The sequence below is a fragment of the Mesoterricola silvestris genome, assembly GCF_030295405.1.
GTDB lineage: Bacteria > Acidobacteriota > Holophagae > Holophagales > Holophagaceae > Mesoterricola > Mesoterricola silvestris.
The window spans coordinates 2921730-2942905 of record NZ_AP027080.1; the positions used below are offsets into that span (position 1 = coordinate 2921730).

Sequence of the window (21176 nt, forward strand, 5' to 3'; positions counted from 1 at the left end):
TCCCTGCGTCAAGGGCTCCCCGCCGGTTTCCCGGGTTGCCAGCGGGGCCAGGGCTTTCTATTCTTGGCCATGGAGAACTTGGGTTTATGTCTGTGGGGATGCGCCCTCTGCGGGTGATCGAGTTCTTCGCCGGAATGGGCGGCTGGCGGCGGGCCCTCGGCCGGGGCGCGGTCCTTGCGGCGGCCTACGATATCAGCCCTCCGGCCCTGGCCACCTACGCCCGCCTCTGGGGCGAGCGCCCCATCGCCCGGGAACTGGCCACCCTCCCGGCCGCGGAGCTCCTGCGGCACGGGGCGGACACCTGGGTGATGAGCCCCCCCTGCCAGCCCTTCTGCCGCATGGGCCACCGCAAGGACTTGGAGGACCCCCGGTCCCGGGCCTTCGTCCATCTCATGGACCTCCTGGCGGAGCACCCCCCGGAGCGCCTGGCCTTGGAATCCGTGGTGGGCTTCCTGGGGTCCGACGCCCACGCCCTGCTCGCCGCGCGGCTCCGGGAAGGCGGGTTCCAGGCCCGGGAATACACCCTGGACCCCATGCGCTTCGGCCTGCCCAACCTCCGGCCCCGGGTCTTCGTGGTGGCCTCCCGGCGGGGCCTCGCGGACCGGGCGGTCCCGGATCTGCCCCCGGCGCCCCTGCGGGGCTTCCTGGACTCCGTGGAGGACCCCGGCCTCTACCTGGGCGAGGCCCTGCGCCACCGGCCCGGCCTGGACCTGGTGACGGCGGACGCCACGCGCACCGCGTGCTTCATCGGCGGCTACGGCCGGCGCTTCGTGGGCAGCGGCTCCTTCCTGGAGACGGAGCGCGGCGTGCGGCGATTCTCCGTGGCGGAGACGGCGCGGCTGCTGGGATGGGATCCCGTGCCCGCATTCCCGGAGGAGGTGAACGCGGAGGGGCGCTACAAGCTGCTCGGCAATGGCCTGAGCATCCCGGTGGCGGCATGGGTGCTAGCCCAGGTTTCCGGCCCACCCCAGCTATCACTACCGAAGCCATCAGATAGTCATTCCAAATAAACTACGGTCTGGCCCCATGGCCGGGAACGCCCTGAGTTCGACGGCTGATCCCCTTCATCCCATTCATCTGATTTCATCCCTGTTCCCGCAGGGCCAGAGCTGGGATGGGTCGGCGCATGCAGATCAACTGCGCGCCGCCCCATCTCATCGCTGGCCCTGCGGGAACAGGGATGAAATCGGATGAACAGGATAAAGGGGATGAACATGCCTTCAAGGTAGGCGGCACGTGGTTCTAGAGCAGCTTGGCGATCACTTCCTGGGCCACCCGCAACCCGAATAGGGCGGGCATGTACGAGATCGTCCCGATGGGCTGGCGCACCCGGCCCGTGCCGTGGTGCTCGCCCACGTCCGAGGCCTCGAAGGGCGTGGTGTTGCGCGCGGGCTCCACGGAGTAGACGCAGGGGATGCCCGAAACCACGCCGCGCCTGCGCAGGCGGAGCCGCACGACCCGGGCCAGGGGGCAGATGAGGGTTTCGGAGATGTCGCCCACCCGCACCTGGGAGGCGTCCACCCTGCCCCCGGCGCCCATGCTGGAGACCACGGGGATGCCCAGGCGGTGCACGGCCTCCAGGAGCGTGACCTTGGAGTTCAAGGAATCGATGGCGTCCACCACCAGGTCGGGGCGCGGCTCCAGCAGCCCTTCCACGGTCCCGGGATCCAGGAATCCGGGACGGGCGTCCACCTCGCACTGGGGGTTGATGTCCAGGATGCGCTCCGCGGCCAGGTCCACCTTCCTGCGGCCGAGGGTGGAATGGAGGGCGAAGAGCTGGCGGTTGATGTTGGTGGCGTCCACCGCGCCGTAGTCCACCAGGCGGAAGTGCCCCACGCCGGCCCGGGCCAGGGCCTCCACGACGTACGAACCCACGCCCCCCAGGCCGAACACGGCCACCCGCGCCCCCTGGAGGCGGGCCATGGGCTCGGGCCCCAGCAGCTGTTCGGTGCGGGCGAACCATCTCATGGCAACCATCTCCTGAAGAGGCGCGAGGCGTTCTCGAAGGCCGGCACCCGGCGCGGCGCGGCCGCCGCCACCCGCGCGAGGTGGGCGGGCTCGTTGGGGCCCTCCACGCCGCAAGGGGGCAGGTCCGGGGAATCGGTCTCGAAGAGGATGCGGTCCTCCCGCAGCGCCTCGAACGAGGCCCGGGCCCGGGTGGCCCCCGGGAAGGTCAGGGCGCGCCCGAAGGAGAGGTGCAGCCCCAGGGCCTGGAAGGAGAGGGCCACTTCGGGGGCGCCGGAAAAGGCGTGCACCAGGCCGCCGGCGGCGGGCAGGCCCGTTTCCTGGAGGATCTGCAGGAGGCGCCCCGCGGCCTTCACGCAGTGGAGGGAGACGGGGAGGTCCCGGCGGAGGGCGAGGTCCAGCTGGACGCGCAGGGCGGCCTCCTGCGCCGCCCGGGGCGGCCTCCCATCGGAGAAGTCCAGGCCGCATTCGCCCGCGCCGGCGCCCGCGTCGAAGGCCGCCTCCAGGCGCGCCGCCCAGGTGGGGGAAGCGGAATCCACGTACCACGGATGCAGCCCGGCCATGGGGATGATTTCCGGGCGCCGCCCCAGTTCCAGCACGCGGTCCCAGTCCTCCTCCCGGGTCCCGCAGCACACCATGCGCGTCACGCCGGCCTCCGCGGCCCGGCGCAGCACCCCCTCCAGGACGGCGCCGAAGCGCGCGTCCTGGAGGTGGCAGTGGGCGTCGAACAGCACTAGTACCGGTAGTGCTCGGGCTTGAAGGGCCCTTCCACCGGGACGTTGATGTACTTCGCCTGGGCGTCGCTGAGCCGGGTGAGCTGGGCGTTGAGCTTCCTCAGCTGGAGCCGGGCCACGTGCTCGTCGAGCTGCTTGGGCAGGGTGTAGACCCCCACGGCGTAGGCGCCCTTCTTCGTCCACAGCTCGATCTGCGCCAGGGTCTGGTTGGCGAAGCTGGAGCTCATCACGTACGAGGGATGCCCGGTGCCGCAGCCCAGGTTCACGAGTCGGCCCTTGGCCAGGAGGATGATGCGCTTGCCGTCGGGGAAGATGACGTGGTCCACCTGGGGCTTGATCTCCTCCCAGGCGTAGCCCTCCAGGGAGGCGATGTCGATCTCGCTGTCGAAGTGGCCGATGTTGCAGACGATGGCCTGGTCCTTCATGCTCGCCATGTGGGCGTGGCCGATGACGTGGTGGTTGCCGGTGGCGGTGACGAAGATGTCGGCCTTGTCCGCGGCGTAGTCCATGGTGACCACGCGGTAGCCCTCCATGGCGGCCTGCAGGGCGCAGATGGGATCGATCTCGGTGACCCACACCTGGGCGCTGAGGGCTCGCATGGCCTGGGCGCAGCCCTTGCCCACGTCGCCGTAGCCGCAGATCACGGCGATCTTGCCGGCGATCATGACGTCGGTGGCGCGCTTGATGCCGTCCACCAGGGATTCGCGGCAGCCGTAGAGGTTGTCGAACTTGGACTTGGTGACGGAGTCATTGACGTTGATGGCGGGGAACTTCAGTTCGCCCTTCTCGGCCATCTGGTAGAGGCGGTGCACGCCGGTGGTGGTCTCCTCCGTGACCCCCTGGATGGCCGCGAGCTGCCGGGAATAGAAGCCGGGATCCGCGGCCAGGGTGCGGCGGATGGCCCCGAAGAGGGCCCGCTCCTCGTCGTTGCCGGGGTGGTCCAGGAGGGAGGCGTCCTTCTCGGCCCGGGCGCCCAGGTGCACCAGGAGGGTGGCGTCGCCGCCGTCGTCCAGGATCATGTTGGCCGCGCCCTCCTTGAAGGCGAAGATCCGGTGCGTGAAGTCCCAGTAGTCGTCCAGGCTCTCGCCCTTCAGGGCGAAGACCGGCGTGCCCCCGGCGGCGATGGCGGCGGCGGCGTGGTCCTGGGTGGAGAAGATGTTGCAGGAGGCCCAGCGCACCTCGGCCCCCAGGGCGATGAGGGTCTCGATGAGCACCGCGGTCTGGATGGTCATGTGCAGGGACCCGGCGATGCGCGCGCCCTTGAGGGGCCTGGCGCCCGCATACTCCTCGCGGATGGCCATGAGGCCGGGCATCTCGGTCTCGGCGATGGCGATCTCCCGGCGGCCCCAGGGGGCCAGGGACAGGTCGGCGACCTGGAAATCGGTGGTGGTGGCGGTCATGGGGGACTCCAGGGCGGCTGCCGGGTGGCGACACCGGGCGGCGATCCCACGCCTACCCGCGAACCCGGCTGAGGTTTCAAGGTAAGCGCCGTTGGGAGCACAGGCTTCCGAGCCTGGGACATGGAGATGCCTTGCAGCGCCTCTCGGAAGTACCCAATGATACGTATTCTCAGGTATCCTGGCAATGTCATGGATGACCCCCAGCCCGTCTTCGATACGCTGATCCGGAACGCCCTCGTGGTGGACGGAACGGGAAGCCCCGGCTTCTGGGGGGACGTGGGCCTCCTGGACGGAAGGATCCACGCCGTGGGGGACCTGGGCCCCGCCCGGGCCGCGGCGGTGCTGGAAGCGGACGGGAATGTCCTGGCCCCGGGCTTCATCGACACCCATACCCACGACGACCGCGCCGTGTTCCGGAGGGAGACCATCCTCCCCAAGCTGAGCCAGGGGGTCACCACGGTGGTGGTGGGCAACTGCGGCATCAGCCTGGCCCCCCTGGCCCCCCGGGAGGATCCCCCCGCGCCCCTGGACCTCCTGGGCGCCGCCGGGGACTTCGCCTTCCCCACCTTCGCCGCCTACGCGCGGGCGCTCCAGGACGCCCCGCTCTCCACCAACGTGGCCGCCCTGGTGGGCCACGGCACCCTCCGGGTGCGCCACATGGAGGACCGGTCCGGCCCCGCGGATCCGCACCAGCTCAAGGCCATGGTCCGGGACGTGGAGGAGGCCATGGACGCCGGGGCCCGGGGCCTCAGCACGGGCCTGGCCTACCCCCCCAACATCGGCGCCGACACGGCCGAGGTGGTGGCCCTGGCCCGGGCCGCGGCGGAGCGCGGAGGACGCCTGGCCATGCACGTGCGCGACGAATTCGACGGCGTCGCCGGCGCCACCCGCGAAGCCTTCCGCTGCGCCCGGGAATCCGGGGCCTTCCTGGTGCTCAGCCACCAGAAGGTGGCCGGCAGGGCCAACCGCGGCCGCAGCGCCGAGCTCCTGCGCCTCTACGGGGAGGAGGGCGAAGGGGTCCCCTTCGCCATCGACGCCTACCCCTACACCGCCGGCTCCACGGTGCTGGACCCGGCCTTCGCGTCCCAGTCCACCAAGGTGCTGGTGGCGTGGTCCCGCCCCCATCCCAAGGCCGCGGGCCACACCCTGGCCCAGATCGCCAAGGGCTGGGGCTGCCCCGAAGCCCAGGCCCTGGAGCGCCTGAAGCCCGGCGGCGCCGTGTACTTCCACATGGAGGAGGCCGACGTGGAGCGCTTCCTGGCCTTCGACCGCTGCATGGTGGGCTCCGACGGCCTGCCCCACGACATCCACCCCCACCCCCGCCTGTGGGGCACCTTCGCGCGCTACCTCCACGTGTACGTGGCCCAGCGCCGGCTCCTCCCCCTGGAGGAGGCCGTGCGCCGCATGACGAGCCTCCCCGCCGGCGTCTTCGGCCTGGAGGCCCGCGGCCGCGTGCGCCCCGGATGCCACGCCGACCTGGTGCTCTTCGACCCCGCCCGCATCCGGGACCGGGCCACCTACGAGGACCCCGCCCAGCCCGCCGAAGGCATCCTGGAAGTCTTCGTGAACGGCGTCCCCCGCGAAGCCGGGGCCGCGGGGCGGTACCTCTAGGAAGTCGCCCGTGTCCCGGACCTGCGTCAGGGATCCGCTGACGCAGGCAAGCTGCGTCAGCGAAAAGCTCACGACACGAGGGTGGGCGGGGGTGTTGGCACACTTCGGCTTCGCTTTGGGATGCGGCGCTGGTGGGGAGCTGGGCTCCCAAGATGGGCCTATGGCCCGGCGACACGCTTCAAGTCTTCCGGGATGGGACGGGGTTCGCGCCGACGCTGATCGGTCTGCGTCGCTCACACATTAGCGTCGACGCGACCCGGTCGCCATTCCGTGGAACTTGAAGCGGATGGCTGGGGCATAGGCCCACCCGGGGAGCCCCCGTCTCCCCGAGGAGCCCAAGGCCCATCGAAGCCGGAGTGTGCCAACACCCACGATCCCCCCCGTCCCGTGAGCTTTTCGCTGACGCAGCTTGCCTGCGTCAGCGGATCCCTGACGCAGGTCCGGGACACGCTCCATTCCCCGATCGCCCTCCTACCGGCAGAACACCAGCCTTTCCGCCGTGCTGGACGCGCCGTCGAAGGCGTAGCCTTCCAGATCGAACCCCTTGAGCGCCGCGGGTTCGTTGATCCTTCCGCGAATCGCGTACCGGCACATGAGCCCCCGGGCCCGCTTGGCGTGGAAGCTCACCACCTTTCCGCCGTCCAGGAACACGGGCGTGACCGTGCCCGCGGGAAGCTGGACGGCCTTTGAGAACTCCCCCGAGGCCAGGTTGACCAGGGGGCGCCCGCCCAGGGCCGCCTTCAGGGCCCGGGTGAGGGTTCCCGCCCAGTAGGCGTAGAGGTCCGGGCCCTTGGGGTTGGCCAGGCGCGCGCCCATTTCCAGGCGGTAGGGCTGGATGAGGTCCAGGGGGCGCAGGAGGCCGTAGAGGCCCGACAGGATCCGGAGGCGGTCCTGGGCGAAGGCCAGGTCCGCGGCGTCCAGGCTCCAGGCGTCCAGGCCGTTGTACGCCTCCCCGCTGTAGGCCAGGGCCGCCGGGCGGGCGTTCCCGGGGGTGAAGGGGGGCTTCCAGGCGCCATAGCGCCCCGCGGTCTGGACGGCCAGGTCCTCGGACATGGCCATGACCTTTCCCAGGGCGCCCGGATCCAGCTTTTTCAGGATCCCGGCCAGGACCCGGGCCTGGGGCAGGTGGACCGGCTGAGAGGCTGTGGCCTGGGGGAGGGGCCGGGCGAAATCCATCTTCTTGGCGGAGGAGATCAAGAGAATCACGAAGGCTCCGATAAGGAGGGAGGTGAAATGCAGCACCAACGTTTCCTCCAGCCTATAAGGAGTTCCCATGAACCGGGGCCGGATCTGCATCCTTGCGTTCGCTGCCGTCTGCCTGCGGGCCCAGGACCTCGTCCTGGCGGTGGGCATCACGCCCGCCCAGAACATCTTCAACCGCATCCGCGGCCCCTTCGAGAAGGCCACGGGCATCCATCTGGTGCTCAAGGACGCCCGCAGCCCGGAGGCCTGGCGGCTCCTGGACGAGGGCCAGGTGGAAGCCGCCTCGGGGGGCCTCACCTGGGAGGACTGGGTGGCCTCCCTCAAGGCCAAGGGCCTCCGGGTGCCGGGGGAGGAGGAGATCACGCGCTTCCAGATCGGCGTGGACCAGATCCAGGTGGTCACCAGCCCGGACGTGCTGCTCCTGGAGCTGAGTGCGGAGGAGCTGCGGGGGCTCTTCAGCGGCAGGACGGCCAACTGGAAGGAGGTGGGCGGGGAGGACGCGCCCGTGGTCCTGCTCCTGGACCCCACCCAGGTGGCCACCAACGACACCTTCCGCGGCCAGATCCTGGGGGGCGCGCCCTTCGGCCCGGCCAAGTGGACCTTCCCCCCGGGCGTCACCCTGGTGCAGGCCGTGGCGGCCACGCCCCATTCCATCGGCTTCGCCCCCAAGGCCTCCCAGGAGAGCCTGAAGGTGAACAGCCCGGTGACGCCGGCGGTGACCCGCCCGGTCCTCCTGGTCATCAAGGGCAAACGGCCCAGCGCCAGCCTCCGGCGCCTCCTGGACTACCTGGAAAGCCCCGAGGGCAGGCGCCTCACGGTTCATTGAGGCCGGCGGGCATCCTCGGCGCCAGGAAGGCCGCGGGATCCGCCCCCCCCGCCAGCGCGGCCACCAGGGCGGAACCCACCACGGGCACCGCCCCCAGGGCCCGCACCCGCTCCAGGCTCGCGGGGTCGTCCAGACCGAACCCCACCGCCAGGGGCCGGTCCGTGAGACCCTTCAGGGCCTCCAGGCGCTGGGCCACCGGCGCCAGGTCCGTGCCCTGCCCCGCGCCGGTCACCCCCAGGCGCGCCACCACGTAAGCGAAGCGCTGGGCGAAGGGATGGCCGGGGCCGGGATCGGGCCGGGTCGCCAGCAGGAGGCGGGCCCGTTCCAGGGGGGTGGTGGGGGTGAGGAGCGGCACGAGGGGATAGCCCGCGGCCCGCAGGCGGGCCTCCCAGGCGGGTTCCTCCCCGAAGGGCAGGTCCACCACCAGCAGGCTCTTCACGGGCGTGGGCGCCAGGAGCCCCTCCAGGTCCTCCCCCAGCTGCAGGAGCGGGTTGAAGTAGGTGAAGAGCACCACGTCGGGGCCCGGGAGTCCCGCCAGGGCCTCCAGCACCCGCCGGGGCGAGGCGCCGGCCCCCAGGGCCCGGTGGGCCGCGGCCTGCAGCACGGGGCCATCCGCCACGGGATCGGAATGGGGCAGGCCCACCTCCACCGTGCCCGCCCCCAGGGCCCGGAGCTGCGCCAGCAGGGCCGGGAGGCCCGAAAGGGAGGGATCCCCCGCCATGATGAAGGGAAGAATCGGTTCCATGTCAGGCTCCCAGAGCGGCTTGGTAGGTGGAGAGGTCCTTGTCGCCCCGGCCCGAGAGGCCCGCGAGCACGGTGCGCGCCCCGAGCCGGCCCAGGACGGCCAGGCCGTGGCTGGATTCCAGGGCCGGCAGGATGCCCTCCGCGCGGCACAGGCGCCGGGCCCCTTCCAGGGCCTCGGCGTCCGAGGCCCGCAGGGCCTCCACCCGCCCCTCCAGGCACAGCGCCGCCAGTTCGGGCCCCAGGGAGGGGTAGTCCAGGCCCGCGCTGATGCTGGCGGTGCCGGCGGTCCAGCCGTGCTCGTCCTGGAGCAGGAGGCTCTTGCAGCCGTGCAGGACCCCCACGCGGCCGCCGCCCACCCGCGCGGCATGCTCCCCCGTGGCCGGACCGTGGCCCCCCGCCTCCACCGCCACCAGGCGAACCTTGTCCTCGCGGAAGGGCACCATGAGCCCCAGGCCGTTGCTGCCGCCCCCCGCGCAGGCCACCACCACCTCGGGCAGCTCCCCGCAGGCCTCCAGCACCTGGCTCCGGGCCTCCTCCCCGATCACGCTCTGGAAGGAGCGCACGATGAGCGGGAAGGGATGGGGCCCCAGGGCCGAGCCCAGGATGTAGTGGGCCCGGTCGCAGCGCCCCGCCCAGGTGCGCAGGGCCTCGTTCACGGCCTCCTTCAGGGTGCGCTGCCCCGCCATGACGGGCACCACCTCGGCCCCGAAGAGCCGCATGCGGGCGACGTTGGGGGCCTGGCGGGCCATGTCCACCTCGCCCATGTAGACCGTGCAGGAGAGCCCCAGGCGCGCGCAGGCCGCGGCGCAGGCCACGCCGTGCTGGCCTGCGCCGGTCTCGGCGATGACCTCGCGCTTGCCCATGCGCCGGGCCAGGAGGGCCTGGCCCAGGGCGTTGTTGATCTTGTGGGCGCCAGTGTGGGCCAGGTCCTCGCGCTTGAGGTACAGCGCGTGGAGGCCCAGTTCCCTGGCCAGGCGCGGGGCGGAGGTGAGGGCCGTGGGCCGGCCCACGAAGGTGCGCAGCTCCTCCTTGAGCTCCCGCAGGAAGCCGGGGTCCCCCATCGCCGCCACGAAGGCCGCCTCCAGTTCCAGCAGGGGCTGCATGAGGGTCTCGGGGGCGTAGCAGCCCCCGAGGCCCAGGGCGCCGTAGCGTCCGGAAAGGGTGAATTCCATCGTCATCGCTTCTCCAATCCATGGGCTTCGGCCACGAAGGCCTCCACCAGACCCGGGTCCTTGAGGCCCGGGGCGCGTTCCAGGCGGCTCGCCGCGTCGAAGCCCCGGCAATCCAGGTGCGGGGGCAGCGCCGCCAGGCGTTCCCGCAGCATCCCCCCCTTCAGTCCGCCGGCGAGGAGGAAGGGCCCCGGCGGGGGGTGGGCCCCCGCATGGCCCTGGCCGGACCCGCCCAGGAGGCCCGTGGCCGCGGATCCCGTCTCCCACAGGTAGAGGTCGGCGGGCGCCGGTTCCTGGCCGGGCTCGTCGGGCCAGGGCAGCAGGATGCCCAGGCCCCGGGCCCGCAGGAGCTCCAGGCCGGCCCGGTCCGGAAGGTAGGGCTGGACCCACCGGGCCCCGCACAGTTCGGCCCACCGGGCGATCTCCAGGGCGTCCCCGGCCACCGCCACCAGCACGGCCCGGTCCCCGGCGAGGCGGGGCAGCAGGGGATCCGGGCAGTGGCGGGGGCTCGCGGGATGGCTGAGGAAGCCCAGCCAGTCCGCCCCGGCGGCCAGCGCCAGGGCCACGTCCCCGGGGGTGGTGAGCCCGCAGACCTTGGCCTTCACCGGCGCACCGCATCCAGGTAGGCCGCGGGGTCCGGGGCGCGCATGAGGGCCTCCCCGATGAGCAGGGCGTCGAAGCCCTGGGCCAGGGCCTCCCGGGCCAGCTCCGGGCTGCGCAGGCCCGATTCGCGGATGAGCAGGGCCCCCGGGAAGGCCCGGCGCAGGGGCGCCGCGTCCGCGGGGCCCTCGGAGAAGTCCGCGAGGTTGCGCACGTTCCAACCCACCAGCCGCGCATGGCAGGCCTGGGCGGCGGGGATCTCGCCGGGGTCGTGCAGTTCCACCAGCGGCTCCAGGCCCAGGGCCCGGGCGGCGGCGGCGTAGGCGGGGAGCTCCCCGCCCAGGACACGGACGATGAGCAGCACCGCCTGGGCCCCCAGGGCGCAGGCCTCCTCCAGGTGCGCCCGGGTGCACACGAAGCCCTTGTAGAGCACCGGCAGGCCGAAGCCCAGGGCCAGGGGGATGTCCTCCGGGCGGCCCCCGAAGGCCTGGGATTCGGCCAGCACCGAAAAGCACGCGGCCCCGCCCCGGGCGTAGGCGCCCAGCCGCGACGCCAGGTCGGCGTCCAGGGCGAAGGGCCCCAGGGAGGGGGAGGCCCGCTTGAATTCCGCGATGACCGGCAGTTCCGCCCGGCGCAGGGCGCGTTCGAAGGGGCCTTCGCCCCGCAGGGGCCGGGCGCGGAAGGGCGTGGGGAACACCTGCCCTTCCATGCGCCGCCGTTCCCGTTCCACGATGGTCTCCAGGATCCCGGCCATGGCTACGCCGCCAGGGAAAGGAGGGAAGGCAGGGGCAGCCCCTCCTCCAGGGAGGCCCGCACCTCGGCCACCAGGGCCCCCAGCCAGGCCAGGTCCCGGTCCCGCACCAGGGCGAGGCCCAGGGCGGCCTGGAGGGCCACCTCCTCCGCCACGCGCCGGGAATAGTCCGGGTGGCCCAGGCCCCCGGCCAGGCCCCGGGCCAGGTCCACGCAGGCTTCCAGGGACCCCGCCGCGGCGGGTTCCAGGCCCCCGCGCACCCCGGCCTCCTCCGGGGTGAAGCGCAGGGCGGGCAGGAGCCGGCCCTCGCGCACCGGCTGCAGGAGGGTGGCGCCCTCCAGGGACGCCTCGTCCATGCCGGCGCCGGAAGCGGTGGTTCCGTGCACCACCAGGGCCCGCTCCAGGCCCAGGGCCGCCAGGGCCTCGGCCACGGGCAGCACCCACTCCTCCCGGGCCACGCCCAGCACCTGGTAGGCGGGGCGGGCCGGGTTCAGGAGGGGGCCCAGCATGTTGAACACCGTGGGCACCCCCAGGGCGCGGCGGATGGGCACCATGCGCGCCAGCACCGGGTGGAAGCGCGGCGCGAAGAGGAACACGAAGTGGTTGCGGTCCAGGTCCGCTTCCAGCAGCGGCAGGGGCCGGGCCAGGTCCAGGCCCAGGGCCTCCAGCAGGTCGGCGGATCCGCAGAGGCTCGAGGCGGAGCGGCTGCCGTGCTTGACCACGTCCACCCCCAGGTGGGCCAGGGCCAGGGCCGAGAGGGTGGAGAGGTTGGCGGTGTGCACCCCCTGGCGCGCGTCGCCGCCGGTGCCGCAGGTGTCCAGGGAGGGTCTCGCCGCGGGGAAGGCCACGGCGTGGCCCCGCAGCACCTGGGCGAAGGCGGTGAGCTCGGTGCCGCGGAAGGGCCGGCCGTTGAGGTCCAGGAGGGCCTGGCCCACGGCCCCGGGATCGGAGGCCGGATCCAGGCAGGCCTCCATGAAGGCCCGGGCGCCGTCCAGGGAGAGGGTGTGGGAAAGGCGGAGGGGATGGGTCATGGCATGCTCCTCAGATGGCCGAGCCCCAGCCCACGGCGCGCCGGATGTAGGGCACGCCGCACTGGCTGCGGGGGAAGTCGAGACGGCGCCCCACGGCCCGGGCCACGGGGCCCAGTTCCTCGGCGAGGCGGCGGAATTCGGGGAAATGCAGGGACTGGGCGCCGTCGCTCAGGGCGCTGGCGGGATCGGGATGCACCTCCACGATGATCCCGTCGGCCCCCGCGGCCACCGCGGCCCGGGCCATGGGGATCACCGCGTCCCGGCGCCCGGTGCCGTGGGAGGGGTCCACCACCAGGGGCAGGTGGGTCATGGCCTTGAGGACGGGGACGGCGTTGAGGTCCAGGGTGTTGCGGGTGGCGGTCTCGAAGGTGCGGATGCCGCGCTCGCAGAGGATGACGTGGGGGTTGCCCTCCAGGAGGACGTACTCCGCGGCCAGCACGAACTCCTCCAGGGTGGCCGAGGGGCCCCGCTTGAGGAGCACGGGCTTTCCGGCCCGGCCCACGGCCCGCAGCAGGGGCGCGCTGGACATGTTGCGGGCGCCGATCTGGAAGCAGTCCACGAAGGGCAGCATGGCCTCCACGTCCGCGGGGTCCATGACCTCGGTGATGACGGGCAGGCCCGAGGCGTCCCCCGCCTCCCGCAGCAGCAGCACCCCCTCCTGCCCCAGGCCCTGGAAGGCGTAGGGGGAGGTGCGGGGCTTGTACGCCCCGCCCCGGAGGCCCGTGGCGCCGTAGGCGGCGATGTAGTTCGCGGTGGCCACGATCTGCTCCCGGCTCTCCACGGAGCAGGGCCCGCCCATGAGGGCGAGGGCCTCCCCGCCCAGTTCGCAGGCCCCCAGGGCCACCCGGGTGCCCCGGGGCGCGGCGGCCCGGGCCGCCAGGATGGGCTTGGCGCCCGAGGCCTTGGCCCACTCCACGCCCTCCAGGGCCTGGACCTCCTTGAGGGAAGGGCCGCCGGGGCCCAGCAGGGCCAGGAAGGTCCCGAAGGGGAAGTCCAGGCGGCGCGCGCCGTCCAGGGCTTCCAGGGCGGGGAGGGGGTGCTTGAGCTTGATGATCATGGTCGCCTCAATTCAGTGCGGGGGTGCGGCACAGCCCCACGAAGTTGGCCAGCAGCCCCGCGCCGTCGGGCGTGAGGATGGACTCGGGGTGGAACTGCACGCCGTGGCAGGGGAATTCGCGGTGGCGGATGGCCATGACCTCGCCGTCGGCCGTGGCCCCCTGCACCGCCAGGCATTCCGGCAGGGTCGAGGCCTCGGCGGCCAGGGAGTGGTAGCGGCCCACCTGGAGGGGGTCGGGAAGCCCCGCCAGGAGGCCGGTGCCGTCGTGGGGCATGAGGGAGGTCTTCCCGTGCATGGGCCGCCCCGCCCGGATCACCCGGCCCCCGAAGGCCTCCACCAGCACCTGGTGGCCCAGGCACACGCCCAGGATGGGGACCCGGGGGGCCAGGGCCCGCACCAGGTCGATGCACACCCCCGCGTCCCGGGGATGGCCGGGTCCGGGGGAGATGACCAGGCCGTCCAGGTCCATGGCCAGGGCCTTCTCCACGGTGAGGGCGTCGTTGCGCACCACCTCCAGGCGCGGCTCCAGGGCCCCGATCATGGACACGAGGTTGTAGGTGAAGGAATCGTAGTTGTCCACGAACAGGATCATCGCTTCACCTCCACGCCCAGCGCCGAAAGGAGCACGCCGGCCTTGGCGTGGATCTCCGCCCATTCCGAGGCCTCCACCGAATCCGCCACGATGCCGGCCCCGGCGCGGAACCGCGCGACGCCGTCCTGGATCTCCAGGCTGCGGATGGTGATGGCGATCTCCAGGTTCCCGGTGCGGTCCAGGATCCCCACGCCGCCCCCGTAGGCGCCCCGGTCCTCGCCCTCCAGGGCGGAGAGGACCTGGGTGGCGCGGATCTTGGGGGCGCCGCTCAGCGTGCCCGCGGGGAAGGTGCTCCACAGGGCGTCCAGGGGCCGCAGCTCCGGGCGCAGGCTGCCGTGCACTTCGGAGATGAGGTGCATGACGTGGCTGAACTGCTCCACCTGCTCGCGCACGGGCACGGTCACCGAGCCGTGGGCGCAGACCCGGCCCAGGTCGTTGCGGGAGAGGTCCACCAGCATGGCGTGCTCCGCCAGCTCCTTGGGGTCGGCCTTGAGCTCGGCGGCGAGGCGCCCGTCCTCCACCGGATCCCCGGTGCGCCGCCGGGTGCCGGCGATGGGCACGGTGGCCACCCGGGAACCCTCCACCCGCACCAGCATCTCGGGCGAGGCGCCCACCAGCTGCCGCCCCCCCAGCGACACGAAGAAGTGGTAGGGGGAGGGGTTCAGGCGCCGCAGGCGCCGGTACACCTCGAAGGCGTCCCCCTCGATGCGCCCCTCGAAGGGCTCGCTCAGCACGATCTGGTAGGCGTCCCCGGCGAGGATGGCCTCCTGGGCGGCCCTGAAGTTCCGCTCGAAGCGCGCCCGGTCCGGGGTGCGGGTGGTCACGAAGACCGGCGCCCCGGGCCGTTCGGGCAGGGCCCCTTCCAGGCGGGCCGCGAGTTCCCCCAGCCGGGCCTCGCCGTCCCCGCCCGAGGGGAAGTGGTAGAGGTAGCCCTGCTGCTTCAGGTGGTCCAGCACCAGGCCCGAGGCGAAGCGCCCGAAGCGCAGCCGGGGCGCCCGGGCCCCGGGGAACGAGGCCTCCAGCACCGGCTCGGCCAGGGCGAAGGCGCTGAAGTCCGCCCACCCCACCGCGCCCCCCAGGAAGGGCACCGGGATCTCCGGCGTCTCCACCCGCAGGGCCGCGGCCCAGGCCTCCAGGGCCGCCAGGGGATGCCCCGGCAAGGCCTCCCGGACGCCGTCCCTCACCAGGGCCGCCTCCGTGCCCGCCTCGAAGACCTCCGACGCGTCCAGCCCGATGAAGGAGAAGCGCGCCTGGGACTCCCCCCCCGTGACGGATTCCAGGAGGTAGGCGTCCTGCCCCGGCTCCGTGAGGGCCAGGAAGGCCCGCACCGGGGTCGTGAGATCCGCCGGGAAGGAGATCACCAGGGGCGCGGCCGCCGGAGGACAGGATGTGGAGGTTGGAGGTGTCATTTTTTTCCCCTGGATACGAAAAAGCCCACCGTGAAGGTGGGCCGGGATGCCTGCTCTGGGTCGCTAGTGCCTCATGTCCGGAGGCTGCCCACGCATACGCCCGACCCCTGGGGCCACCAGCACCAGTTCCAGGTCGAGTTGTTCATGCGAAGGGACACGCGGGTCTCCGGTTAAGGGGGAAGTCTACGGGCATCGCGGAGGGATTGCAAGCCACGGTATATTTTTTGGCCGTTCTGGGTAAAATTTTTCATTCCTGAGGTGGGCCATGGGCATGAAAATCGTGGGCAAGGGGGTCCAGCGCCTGGACGCGGTCGCCAAGGTCACGGGCAGGGCCCGCTATTCCGAGGATTTCTTCGAGCGCGACATGCTGGTGGGCAAGGTGCTGCGCAGCCCCCACGCCCATGCGAAGGTGCTGCGGGTGGACGCCTCCCGGGCCCGGGCGCTGCCCGGGGTCGAGGCGGTCCTGGTGCCCGGGGATCCCTCCTGGAGGCCCTTCGGCACCGCCGGCCACCCCTGGTCCCTGGATCCCCACCACCGGGACGCCCAGGACCGGCAGATCCTCACGGACAAGGCCCGCTTCGTGGGCGACGCCGTGGCCGCCGTGGTGGCCGTGGACCTCCTCACCGCCCAGAAGGCGCTGGGCCTCATCGACGTGGAGTACGAGGTCCTCCCCTTCGTCCTGACCCCCGAGGAAGCCATGGCCGAGGGCGCGCCCCTCATCCACGAGGGCCGTGACCGCAACGTCCTCAGCGATTTCGGCGTGGGCTTCGGCGACCTGGAGGCGGAGTTCGCCAAGGCCGACCGCGTCTTCGAGGGGCACTTCGAGACCAGCGTCGTGCAGCACTGCCACATCGAGAACCACAACGCCTTCGCCTTCGTGGACACCGACGGGCGCATCGTCATCAATTCCTCCACCCAGATCCCGCACATCGTGCGCCGGGTGGTGGCCCAGGCCCTGGACCTGCCCTGGGGGCGGGTGCAGGTGATCAAGCCCTTCATCGGCGGCGGCTTCGGCGCCAAGCAGGACGTGGTGGTGGAGCCGCTGGTGGCCGCCATGACCCTGGCCGTGGGCGGGCGCCCCGTGCGCTACGCCCTCACCCGGGAGGAGGTCTTCATCGACTCCCGCACCCGCCACGCCTTCAAGATGGACCTGAGGACCGCGGTATCGAAGAACGGCGAGCTCAAGGCCATCGGCATCCGGCTCCTCTCCAATTCCGGCGCCTACGCCTCCCACGGCCACTCCATCGCCATGGCCGGGGGCGGCAACTTCCGCTCCCTGTACAAGCTCGACGCCGTGAAGTTCGAGCCCAGGACCGTCACCACCAACCTGCCGGTGGCCGGGGCCATGCGCGGCTACGGCTCGCCCCAGGTATTTTTCGCCCTGGAAAGCCACCTGGAGGACATCGCCCGGGCCCTCCGGCTCGACCCCACGGAGCTCCGCCTGAAGAACCTCATCGGCGTGGGCTACACCGATCCCCTCACCGGCATCACCGTGCGCTCCATGGGCGTGCCGGAGTGCATCGAGAAGGGCAAGGCCCTGATCCGCTGGGACGAGAAGAGGAAGGCCAACGCCCAGCAGACCGGGGACCTCCGCCGGGGCGTGGGCATGGCCTGCTTCAGCTACGCCTCGGGCACCTTCCCCTTCAGCCAGGAGATCAGCGGAGCCCGCGTCGTCATGAACCAGGACGGCTCCATCACCCTGCAGGTGGGCGCCACCGAGATCGGCCAGGGCAGCGACACCGCCTTCGCCCAGATGGCCGCCGAGATCCTGGGCATCCGCTTCGACATGGTCCACGTGGTCTCCTCCCAGGACACGGACGTCACCCCCTTCGACCCGGGTTCGTACGCCTCCCGTCAGACCAGCATCTGCGGCGTGGCCGTGCGCAAGGCGGCCCTGGAGGCCCGGGACAGGGTCCTGGCGATCGCCTCCCGCAAGTGCGGCCTGGACCCCGCCGAACTGGACATCCAGGACTGCCTCATCGTGGAGAAGGCCCTGGGCCGGGAGATCTGCACCCTCGAGGAGGTGGCCATGGACTCCTACTACGACCGCCTCCACGCCGACCCCATCCGCGCCGACGTCTCCGCCAACGTGCGCAACAGCGCCATCGCCTACGGCGCCACCTTCGTGGAAGTTGAGGTGGACCTGCTCACCGGCAAGGTGGAGGTGCTGGAGCTCTACAACATCCACGACTCCGGCCGCATCATCAACCCCAAGCTGGCCGAGGGCCAGGTCCACGGCGGCGTGAGCATGGCCCTGGGCGCCGCCCTCCTGGAGCAGCTCCTGGTGGACCCCGCCACCGGCAGGACCCTCAACAACAACCTCCTGGACTACAAGCTCCCCACCATCCTCGACACCCCGAAGATCAACGCCGCCTTCGTGGAGACCTGCGACGCCGGGGGCTCCTTCGGCGCCAAGGCCCTGGGCGAATGCCCCGTCATCTCCCCAGGCCCCGCCATCCGCAACGCCGTCCTGGACGCCACGGGCGTCGCCTTCGACAAGCTGCCCCTCTATCCCCAGGCGGTCTTCGAGAAGTTCAGGGAGGCGGGTGTCCTTGGCGCGGAGGCCTTGGCGCGCTGATCTTCCTGAAGCTCCTTGGCCTTTTCCCCAGGCCGTGGTTCCCCTATTCCAGATCCTCCCGCTCCACCGGCGCGCGCTCCATTCTCCGGACCACGAGAACGCGGAGTTCCTTCGGATGGATTTCATACATGATCCGGAACGGCTCCCGCAGAACTTCCCGAATCCGGGGATCCCCTTCTTCCGGCACCATGCGGGCCGACTGGGGAAGCTCCCGGACGTGCTCCAACGCGCTCAGGATCGAGACCTGGAGCTGGTGCGCCGCTTCCGGGTCGAACTGCGCGATGAAGCCCAGTCCCTCATCCAACGCGTCGAGCGCTTTCCGGGACCAGCGGACCGAAAGGCGCTTCACCATTTAGACAGCCTCTGGACGGCCTCTTCATGGCTAACCCCATCGCCGCGTTCAAAGGCCTCCCGTCCTCTCGCAATGGCTTCCCGGACTTCCGCTTGCTGAAGCCAGTCCGCCACCACCAACGAAGGCGTCTGCCGGTGCCGTGCCGCGAAAGCCTTCAGCTCTCCCGCCAAGTCCGGGGGCAGGAACAGCGCGACCTTCACCGTTTCCCCCTGGAAGGATTTTGGACGGCCCCCCTGACGCTGCGGTGATTCGGGCTTGGATACGGATGGGCGTGGCATGGAGCAATCCTCCCTGGGGAAAACATGGGGTAAACTGTCCCGATTGTCAATTATGACACTTTTCCTTTGGCAAACCCCTTCATTCATCCCCTCCCGTTCGAACTGGGCCATCTGGACGTCCTCGCCCTGGCTTCATCTCCTTCATCCCTTGCATCGGCGTTCATCCCTGTTTCGCAGGGCCGGCGATGGATTGGGTAGGCGCCCCCGTTAACCCGGGACCGCCGCCCCATCCCTCCCCTGGCCCTGCGAAACGAGGATGAACGCAGATGAAAGGGATAAATGGGGATGGATTCACCCGCCACGCACCCCTTCATCCCGGTCCGGTGCGCGCTCCGGGTCGCCACCACCCCTAGATCGCCAACACCCTCGGCAACCGCCCCTCCCGCATCATCAGGTCCACCAGCACCGCCGCCGTCATCGCTTCCAGCACCACCGGCACCCGCAGGGCGATGCAGGCGTCGTGGCGGCCTTCGACCTTGAGTTCGGCGGGGGCCTCGGTGCGCAGGTCAAGGGTCGTCTGGGCGGCGCGGATGCTGGAGGTGGGCTTGACGCCCACCCGGAACACCAGTTCGTTGCCGTTGGTGATGCCGCCGTTGACGCCGCCGGCGTGGTTCGTGGCGGTGCGGCCGTCCATGTCCAGGATGGGGTCGTTCACCTGGCTTCCGCGCAGGCGGCAGGCCCCGAAGCCGCCGCCGAATTCGATGCCCTTGATGGCGGGGATGGAGAAGGCGCCATGGGCCAGGAGGGATTCCACGCTGTCGAAGAAGGGCTCGCCCAGGCCCGTGGGCAGGCCCTGGACGCGGCATTCCACGATGCCGCCCACCGAGTCGCCCGCGGCCATGGCCTCCTGGATGGCGCGCTCCATGTCGGTCTTGCCGCCCACCTCCAGGAGCCGGGCTTCCACGCGCACCGGGGAGAGGAGCTTCTTGGCCACCACGCCCGCGGCCACCAGGCCCGCCGTGAGCCGGCCCGAGAAGTGGCCGCTGCCGCGCATGTCGGCGAAGCCGCCGTACTTCTTCAGGGCCACCCAGTCCGCGTGGCCGGGACGGGGCGTTTCCCGGAGGGCCTCGTAGGCCCCGGAGTCGGTGTTCCGGTTGGCGAAGAGGATGAGGAGGGGCGCCCCCGTGGTGCGCCCGTCCAGGATGCCGGTCTGGATGAGGGCGGCGTCGTCCTCCCGCCGGGGCGTGGTTCCCGGGGCGGAGCCGCCCTTTCGCCGCTCCATGTCCGCGGCGAAGTCCGAGGGCTCCAGGAACAGGCCCGCGGGGACCCCGTCCAGGAGGATCCCCACGCAGGATCCGTGGGATTCGCCCAGGATCGATAGCCGGAAGGACTGGCCGAACGTGTTCACGCGCCACCTCGCAGGGAAGCCAGATCGTTGAAGAACCCGGGATAGGACTTGTCCACGCAGGCCTCGCCCTCCATGGCCGCGCCGCGCGCGCTGCGCAGGCCGGCCACGGCGCAGGCCATGGCCATGCGGTGGTCGTTGTGGGGGTCGATGGCGCCCCCCTCCAGGGGGCCCCCTTCGATTTCCATCCAGTCGCCCTCCACCCGCAGCCGGGCCCCCATGGCCGAAAGCTCCTTCACCAGGGCCGTGGCGCGATCGCTCTCCTTGGCCTTCAGGCGGGAGGCGCCCTTGAGGCGCGTGAGGCCCCCGGCATGGCAGGCCAGGGCCGCCAGCGGCGGGAAGAGATCGGGGCAGTCCGTGGCGTCGAAGGTGAAGCCGCGCAGGTCGGCCCGGCGCTGGCGGAGCGTGCCGCCCTCCCAGGCGGGAGCGGCGCCGGCCTCCTCCAGGGCGCGCAGGATCGCACGGTCCGCCTGGGCCGAAGCGGGATTGAGCCCCTCCACGGCCACGTCGCCGGCCACGGCGCCGGCCACCAGGAGGAAGGCCGCGCCGGACCAGTCCCCTTCCACGGCCACATCCACGGGCCGGTAGGTTTGGCCGCCGGGGACGCGGAAAAGATCCAGGGCCGGCGAGGCCTCCACGCTGACCCCGAAGGCCTCCAGCACGTCCAGGGTCATGCGGATGTAGGGGCCGCTTCGCAGGCCCTCCACCTCCACGCGGCTGTCGCCGGGGGCCCGGGGAAGGGCGAGGAGCAGGCCGCTGAGGAACTGGCTGCTGGCGCGGCCATCCACGCGCGCCTGTCCCCCCTTCAGGGGCCCCCGGACGGTGATGGGAGGAAGGCCTTCCCGGGTGGAGCAGGCCACCCCCAGCTGCCGAAGGGGATCCAGCACCATCTCCATGGGGCGGGTGAGAAGGGACCCGTGCCCCGAGAGCGTCACGGGCAGGTCCTGGAGGGCGGCCACCGCCGCCGCGGCCCGCAGGCAGAAGCCGGATTCGCCGCAGTCCAGGCTCCCCGTGCCTGCCCGGCCCCCACCGCGGATCTCCAGGACGTCCCCGGCCACCTTCACGCCGGCGCCCAGGTCCCGGATGACCCCCAGGCAGGCCACGCCGTCCGCGGAGGATCCCGGCTGGCGGATGAGGCTCGTTCCCGGGGCCAGGCTCGCCGCCAGGAGCAGACGCTGGAGGTGGCTCTTGGACGCCGGGGCCCGGAGGCGCCCCGCCACGGAACCGGGGGGGACCTGGATCATCGGCTCATTCCGAATCCCCCGGGGCCAGGCGCTCCCGTTCCCGGAGGTCCAGGGTTTCCAGAAACTCCCGGTAGCGCTGCTCGTTCTCCCGGAGCCGGGCGCCCATGAAGCGGCTGGCCCGGAGTTCCGCGGGGGTGAGGGTCCGTTCTTTCCGTTTCGGGCTCGCCATGGGCTCATCTTACGGACGCTTCGCTGGAAATTCCAGAGGGGCGGAGCCGCGCGGGGCCCGGGGGTTAAATAGAAATGATTTTCACTTGAATCAAACAGAAACGAGTTCTATTCTCGTT

Annotated in this window: 21 protein-coding genes and 1 riboswitch; of the genes, 4 read left to right on the plus strand and 17 right to left on the minus strand. The window is 71.7% G+C overall.

Annotated elements, in window-relative coordinates; translation table 11 throughout:
• Positions 1-86 precede the first annotated feature (86 nt).
• A complete protein-coding gene (locus tag R2J76_RS12605; RefSeq protein ID WP_316411963.1) occupies positions 87-1010 on the plus strand; it encodes a DNA cytosine methyltransferase in 924 nt (307 codons plus the stop codon).
• Between the two features lie 232 nt (positions 1011-1242).
• On the opposite strand, the gene R2J76_RS12610 is transcribed toward R2J76_RS12605, so the two are convergent.
• From R2J76_RS12610 to ahcY, 3 genes are read right to left on the minus strand one after another with little or no spacing between them, the layout of a single operon-like run.
• Positions 1243-1968: a tRNA threonylcarbamoyladenosine dehydratase gene (locus R2J76_RS12610; protein WP_316411964.1), complete on the minus strand. Its 726-nt coding sequence runs from the start codon at positions 1966-1968 to the stop codon at positions 1243-1245.
• Positions 1965-2699 (minus strand): TatD family hydrolase, encoded by a 735-nt coding sequence (locus R2J76_RS12615; protein ID WP_316411965.1) that lies wholly within the window; start codon positions 2697-2699, stop codon positions 1965-1967. Before R2J76_RS12615 ends, R2J76_RS12610 begins: the two co-directional genes overlap by 4 nt.
• Positions 2699-4099, minus strand: coding sequence for an adenosylhomocysteinase (ahcY, locus tag R2J76_RS12620; RefSeq protein ID WP_316411966.1), 1401 nt, complete (start codon positions 4097-4099; stop codon positions 2699-2701). The genes R2J76_RS12615 and ahcY overlap by 1 nt, the downstream gene beginning before the upstream one ends.
• A gap of 76 nt (positions 4100-4175) precedes the next feature.
• A riboswitch (S-adenosyl-L-homocysteine riboswitch) is annotated at positions 4176-4250 on the minus strand.
• Between the two features lie 38 nt (positions 4251-4288).
• On the opposite strand from ahcY, the gene R2J76_RS12625 reads away from it, so the two are divergent.
• Entirely contained in the window at positions 4289-5710 is a 1422-nt protein-coding gene (locus R2J76_RS12625) for an N-acyl-D-amino-acid deacylase family protein (RefSeq protein ID WP_316411967.1), read from the plus strand.
• 471 nt (positions 5711-6181) lie between these two features.
• Here R2J76_RS12625 and R2J76_RS12630 read toward each other — a convergent pair whose 3' ends face one another.
• Positions 6182-6916, minus strand: coding sequence for a YaaA family protein (locus R2J76_RS12630; protein WP_316411968.1), 735 nt, complete (start codon positions 6914-6916; stop codon positions 6182-6184).
• A gap of 67 nt (positions 6917-6983) precedes the next feature.
• Here R2J76_RS12630 and R2J76_RS12635 point away from each other — a divergent pair, with 67 nt between their 5' ends.
• Positions 6984-7739: a substrate-binding domain-containing protein gene (locus R2J76_RS12635; protein WP_316411969.1), complete on the plus strand. Its 756-nt coding sequence runs from the start codon at positions 6984-6986 to the stop codon at positions 7737-7739.
• Here R2J76_RS12635 and trpA read toward each other — a convergent pair.
• The 8 genes from trpA to R2J76_RS12675 are packed head-to-tail and all read right to left on the minus strand — an operon-like array spanning position 7726 to position 15092.
• Positions 7726-8484, minus strand: a complete 759-nt coding sequence (gene trpA / locus R2J76_RS12640) for a tryptophan synthase subunit alpha (protein ID WP_316411970.1) — start codon at positions 8482-8484, stop codon at positions 7726-7728. The two genes, R2J76_RS12635 and trpA, sit on opposite strands and share 14 nt — an antisense overlap.
• A 1-nt stretch (position 8485) precedes the next feature.
• Complete coding sequence (gene trpB, locus R2J76_RS12645; protein ID WP_316411971.1) at positions 8486-9661, minus strand: tryptophan synthase subunit beta; 1176 nt, start codon at positions 9659-9661, stop codon at positions 8486-8488.
• Entirely contained in the window at positions 9658-10257 is a 600-nt protein-coding gene (locus tag R2J76_RS12650) for a phosphoribosylanthranilate isomerase (RefSeq protein WP_316411972.1), read from the minus strand. The genes trpB and R2J76_RS12650 overlap by 4 nt, the downstream gene beginning before the upstream one ends.
• Positions 10254-11006, minus strand: coding sequence for an indole-3-glycerol-phosphate synthase (locus R2J76_RS12655; RefSeq protein ID WP_316411973.1), 753 nt, complete (start codon positions 11004-11006; stop codon positions 10254-10256). The genes R2J76_RS12650 and R2J76_RS12655 overlap by 4 nt, the downstream gene beginning before the upstream one ends.
• Positions 11007-11008: 2 nt before the next feature.
• Positions 11009-12034 (minus strand): anthranilate phosphoribosyltransferase, encoded by a 1026-nt coding sequence (gene trpD / locus R2J76_RS12660; protein WP_316411974.1) that lies wholly within the window; start codon positions 12032-12034, stop codon positions 11009-11011.
• 10 nt (positions 12035-12044) lie between these two features.
• Positions 12045-13091 (minus strand): 3-deoxy-7-phosphoheptulonate synthase, encoded by a 1047-nt coding sequence (gene aroF / locus R2J76_RS12665; protein WP_316411975.1) that lies wholly within the window; start codon positions 13089-13091, stop codon positions 12045-12047.
• Between the two features lie 7 nt (positions 13092-13098).
• Positions 13099-13683 (minus strand): anthranilate synthase component II, encoded by a 585-nt coding sequence (locus R2J76_RS12670; RefSeq protein ID WP_316411976.1) that lies wholly within the window; start codon positions 13681-13683, stop codon positions 13099-13101.
• A complete protein-coding gene (locus R2J76_RS12675; RefSeq protein ID WP_316411977.1) occupies positions 13680-15092 on the minus strand; it encodes an anthranilate synthase component I family protein in 1413 nt (470 codons plus the stop codon). The genes R2J76_RS12670 and R2J76_RS12675 overlap by 4 nt, the downstream gene beginning before the upstream one ends.
• 265 nt (positions 15093-15357) lie before the next feature.
• On the opposite strand from R2J76_RS12675, the gene xdhA reads away from it, so the two are divergent.
• Complete coding sequence (xdhA, locus tag R2J76_RS12680) at positions 15358-17670, plus strand: xanthine dehydrogenase molybdenum-binding subunit XdhA (protein WP_316411978.1); 2313 nt, start codon at positions 15358-15360, stop codon at positions 17668-17670.
• Between the two features lie 43 nt (positions 17671-17713).
• On the opposite strand, the gene R2J76_RS12685 is transcribed toward xdhA, so the two are convergent.
• From R2J76_RS12685 to R2J76_RS12705, 5 genes are all read right to left on the minus strand, one after another.
• Positions 17714-18022: a type II toxin-antitoxin system RelE/ParE family toxin gene (locus tag R2J76_RS12685; RefSeq protein WP_316411979.1), complete on the minus strand. Its 309-nt coding sequence runs from the start codon at positions 18020-18022 to the stop codon at positions 17714-17716.
• Positions 18016-18222: a hypothetical protein gene (locus tag R2J76_RS12690; protein WP_316411980.1), complete on the minus strand. Its 207-nt coding sequence runs from the start codon at positions 18220-18222 to the stop codon at positions 18016-18018. The genes R2J76_RS12685 and R2J76_RS12690 overlap by 7 nt, the downstream gene beginning before the upstream one ends.
• A gap of 427 nt (positions 18223-18649) precedes the next feature.
• Positions 18650-19648, minus strand: a complete 999-nt coding sequence (locus tag R2J76_RS12695) for a chorismate synthase (RefSeq protein WP_316411981.1) — start codon at positions 19646-19648, stop codon at positions 18650-18652.
• Positions 19645-20889, minus strand: coding sequence for a 3-phosphoshikimate 1-carboxyvinyltransferase (aroA, locus tag R2J76_RS12700; RefSeq protein ID WP_316411982.1), 1245 nt, complete (start codon positions 20887-20889; stop codon positions 19645-19647). Before aroA ends, R2J76_RS12695 begins: the two co-directional genes overlap by 4 nt.
• Before the next feature lie 4 nt (positions 20890-20893).
• Positions 20894-21058, minus strand: a complete 165-nt coding sequence (locus R2J76_RS12705; protein WP_316411983.1) for a hypothetical protein — start codon at positions 21056-21058, stop codon at positions 20894-20896.
• Between the last annotated feature and the right edge of the window lie 118 nt (positions 21059-21176).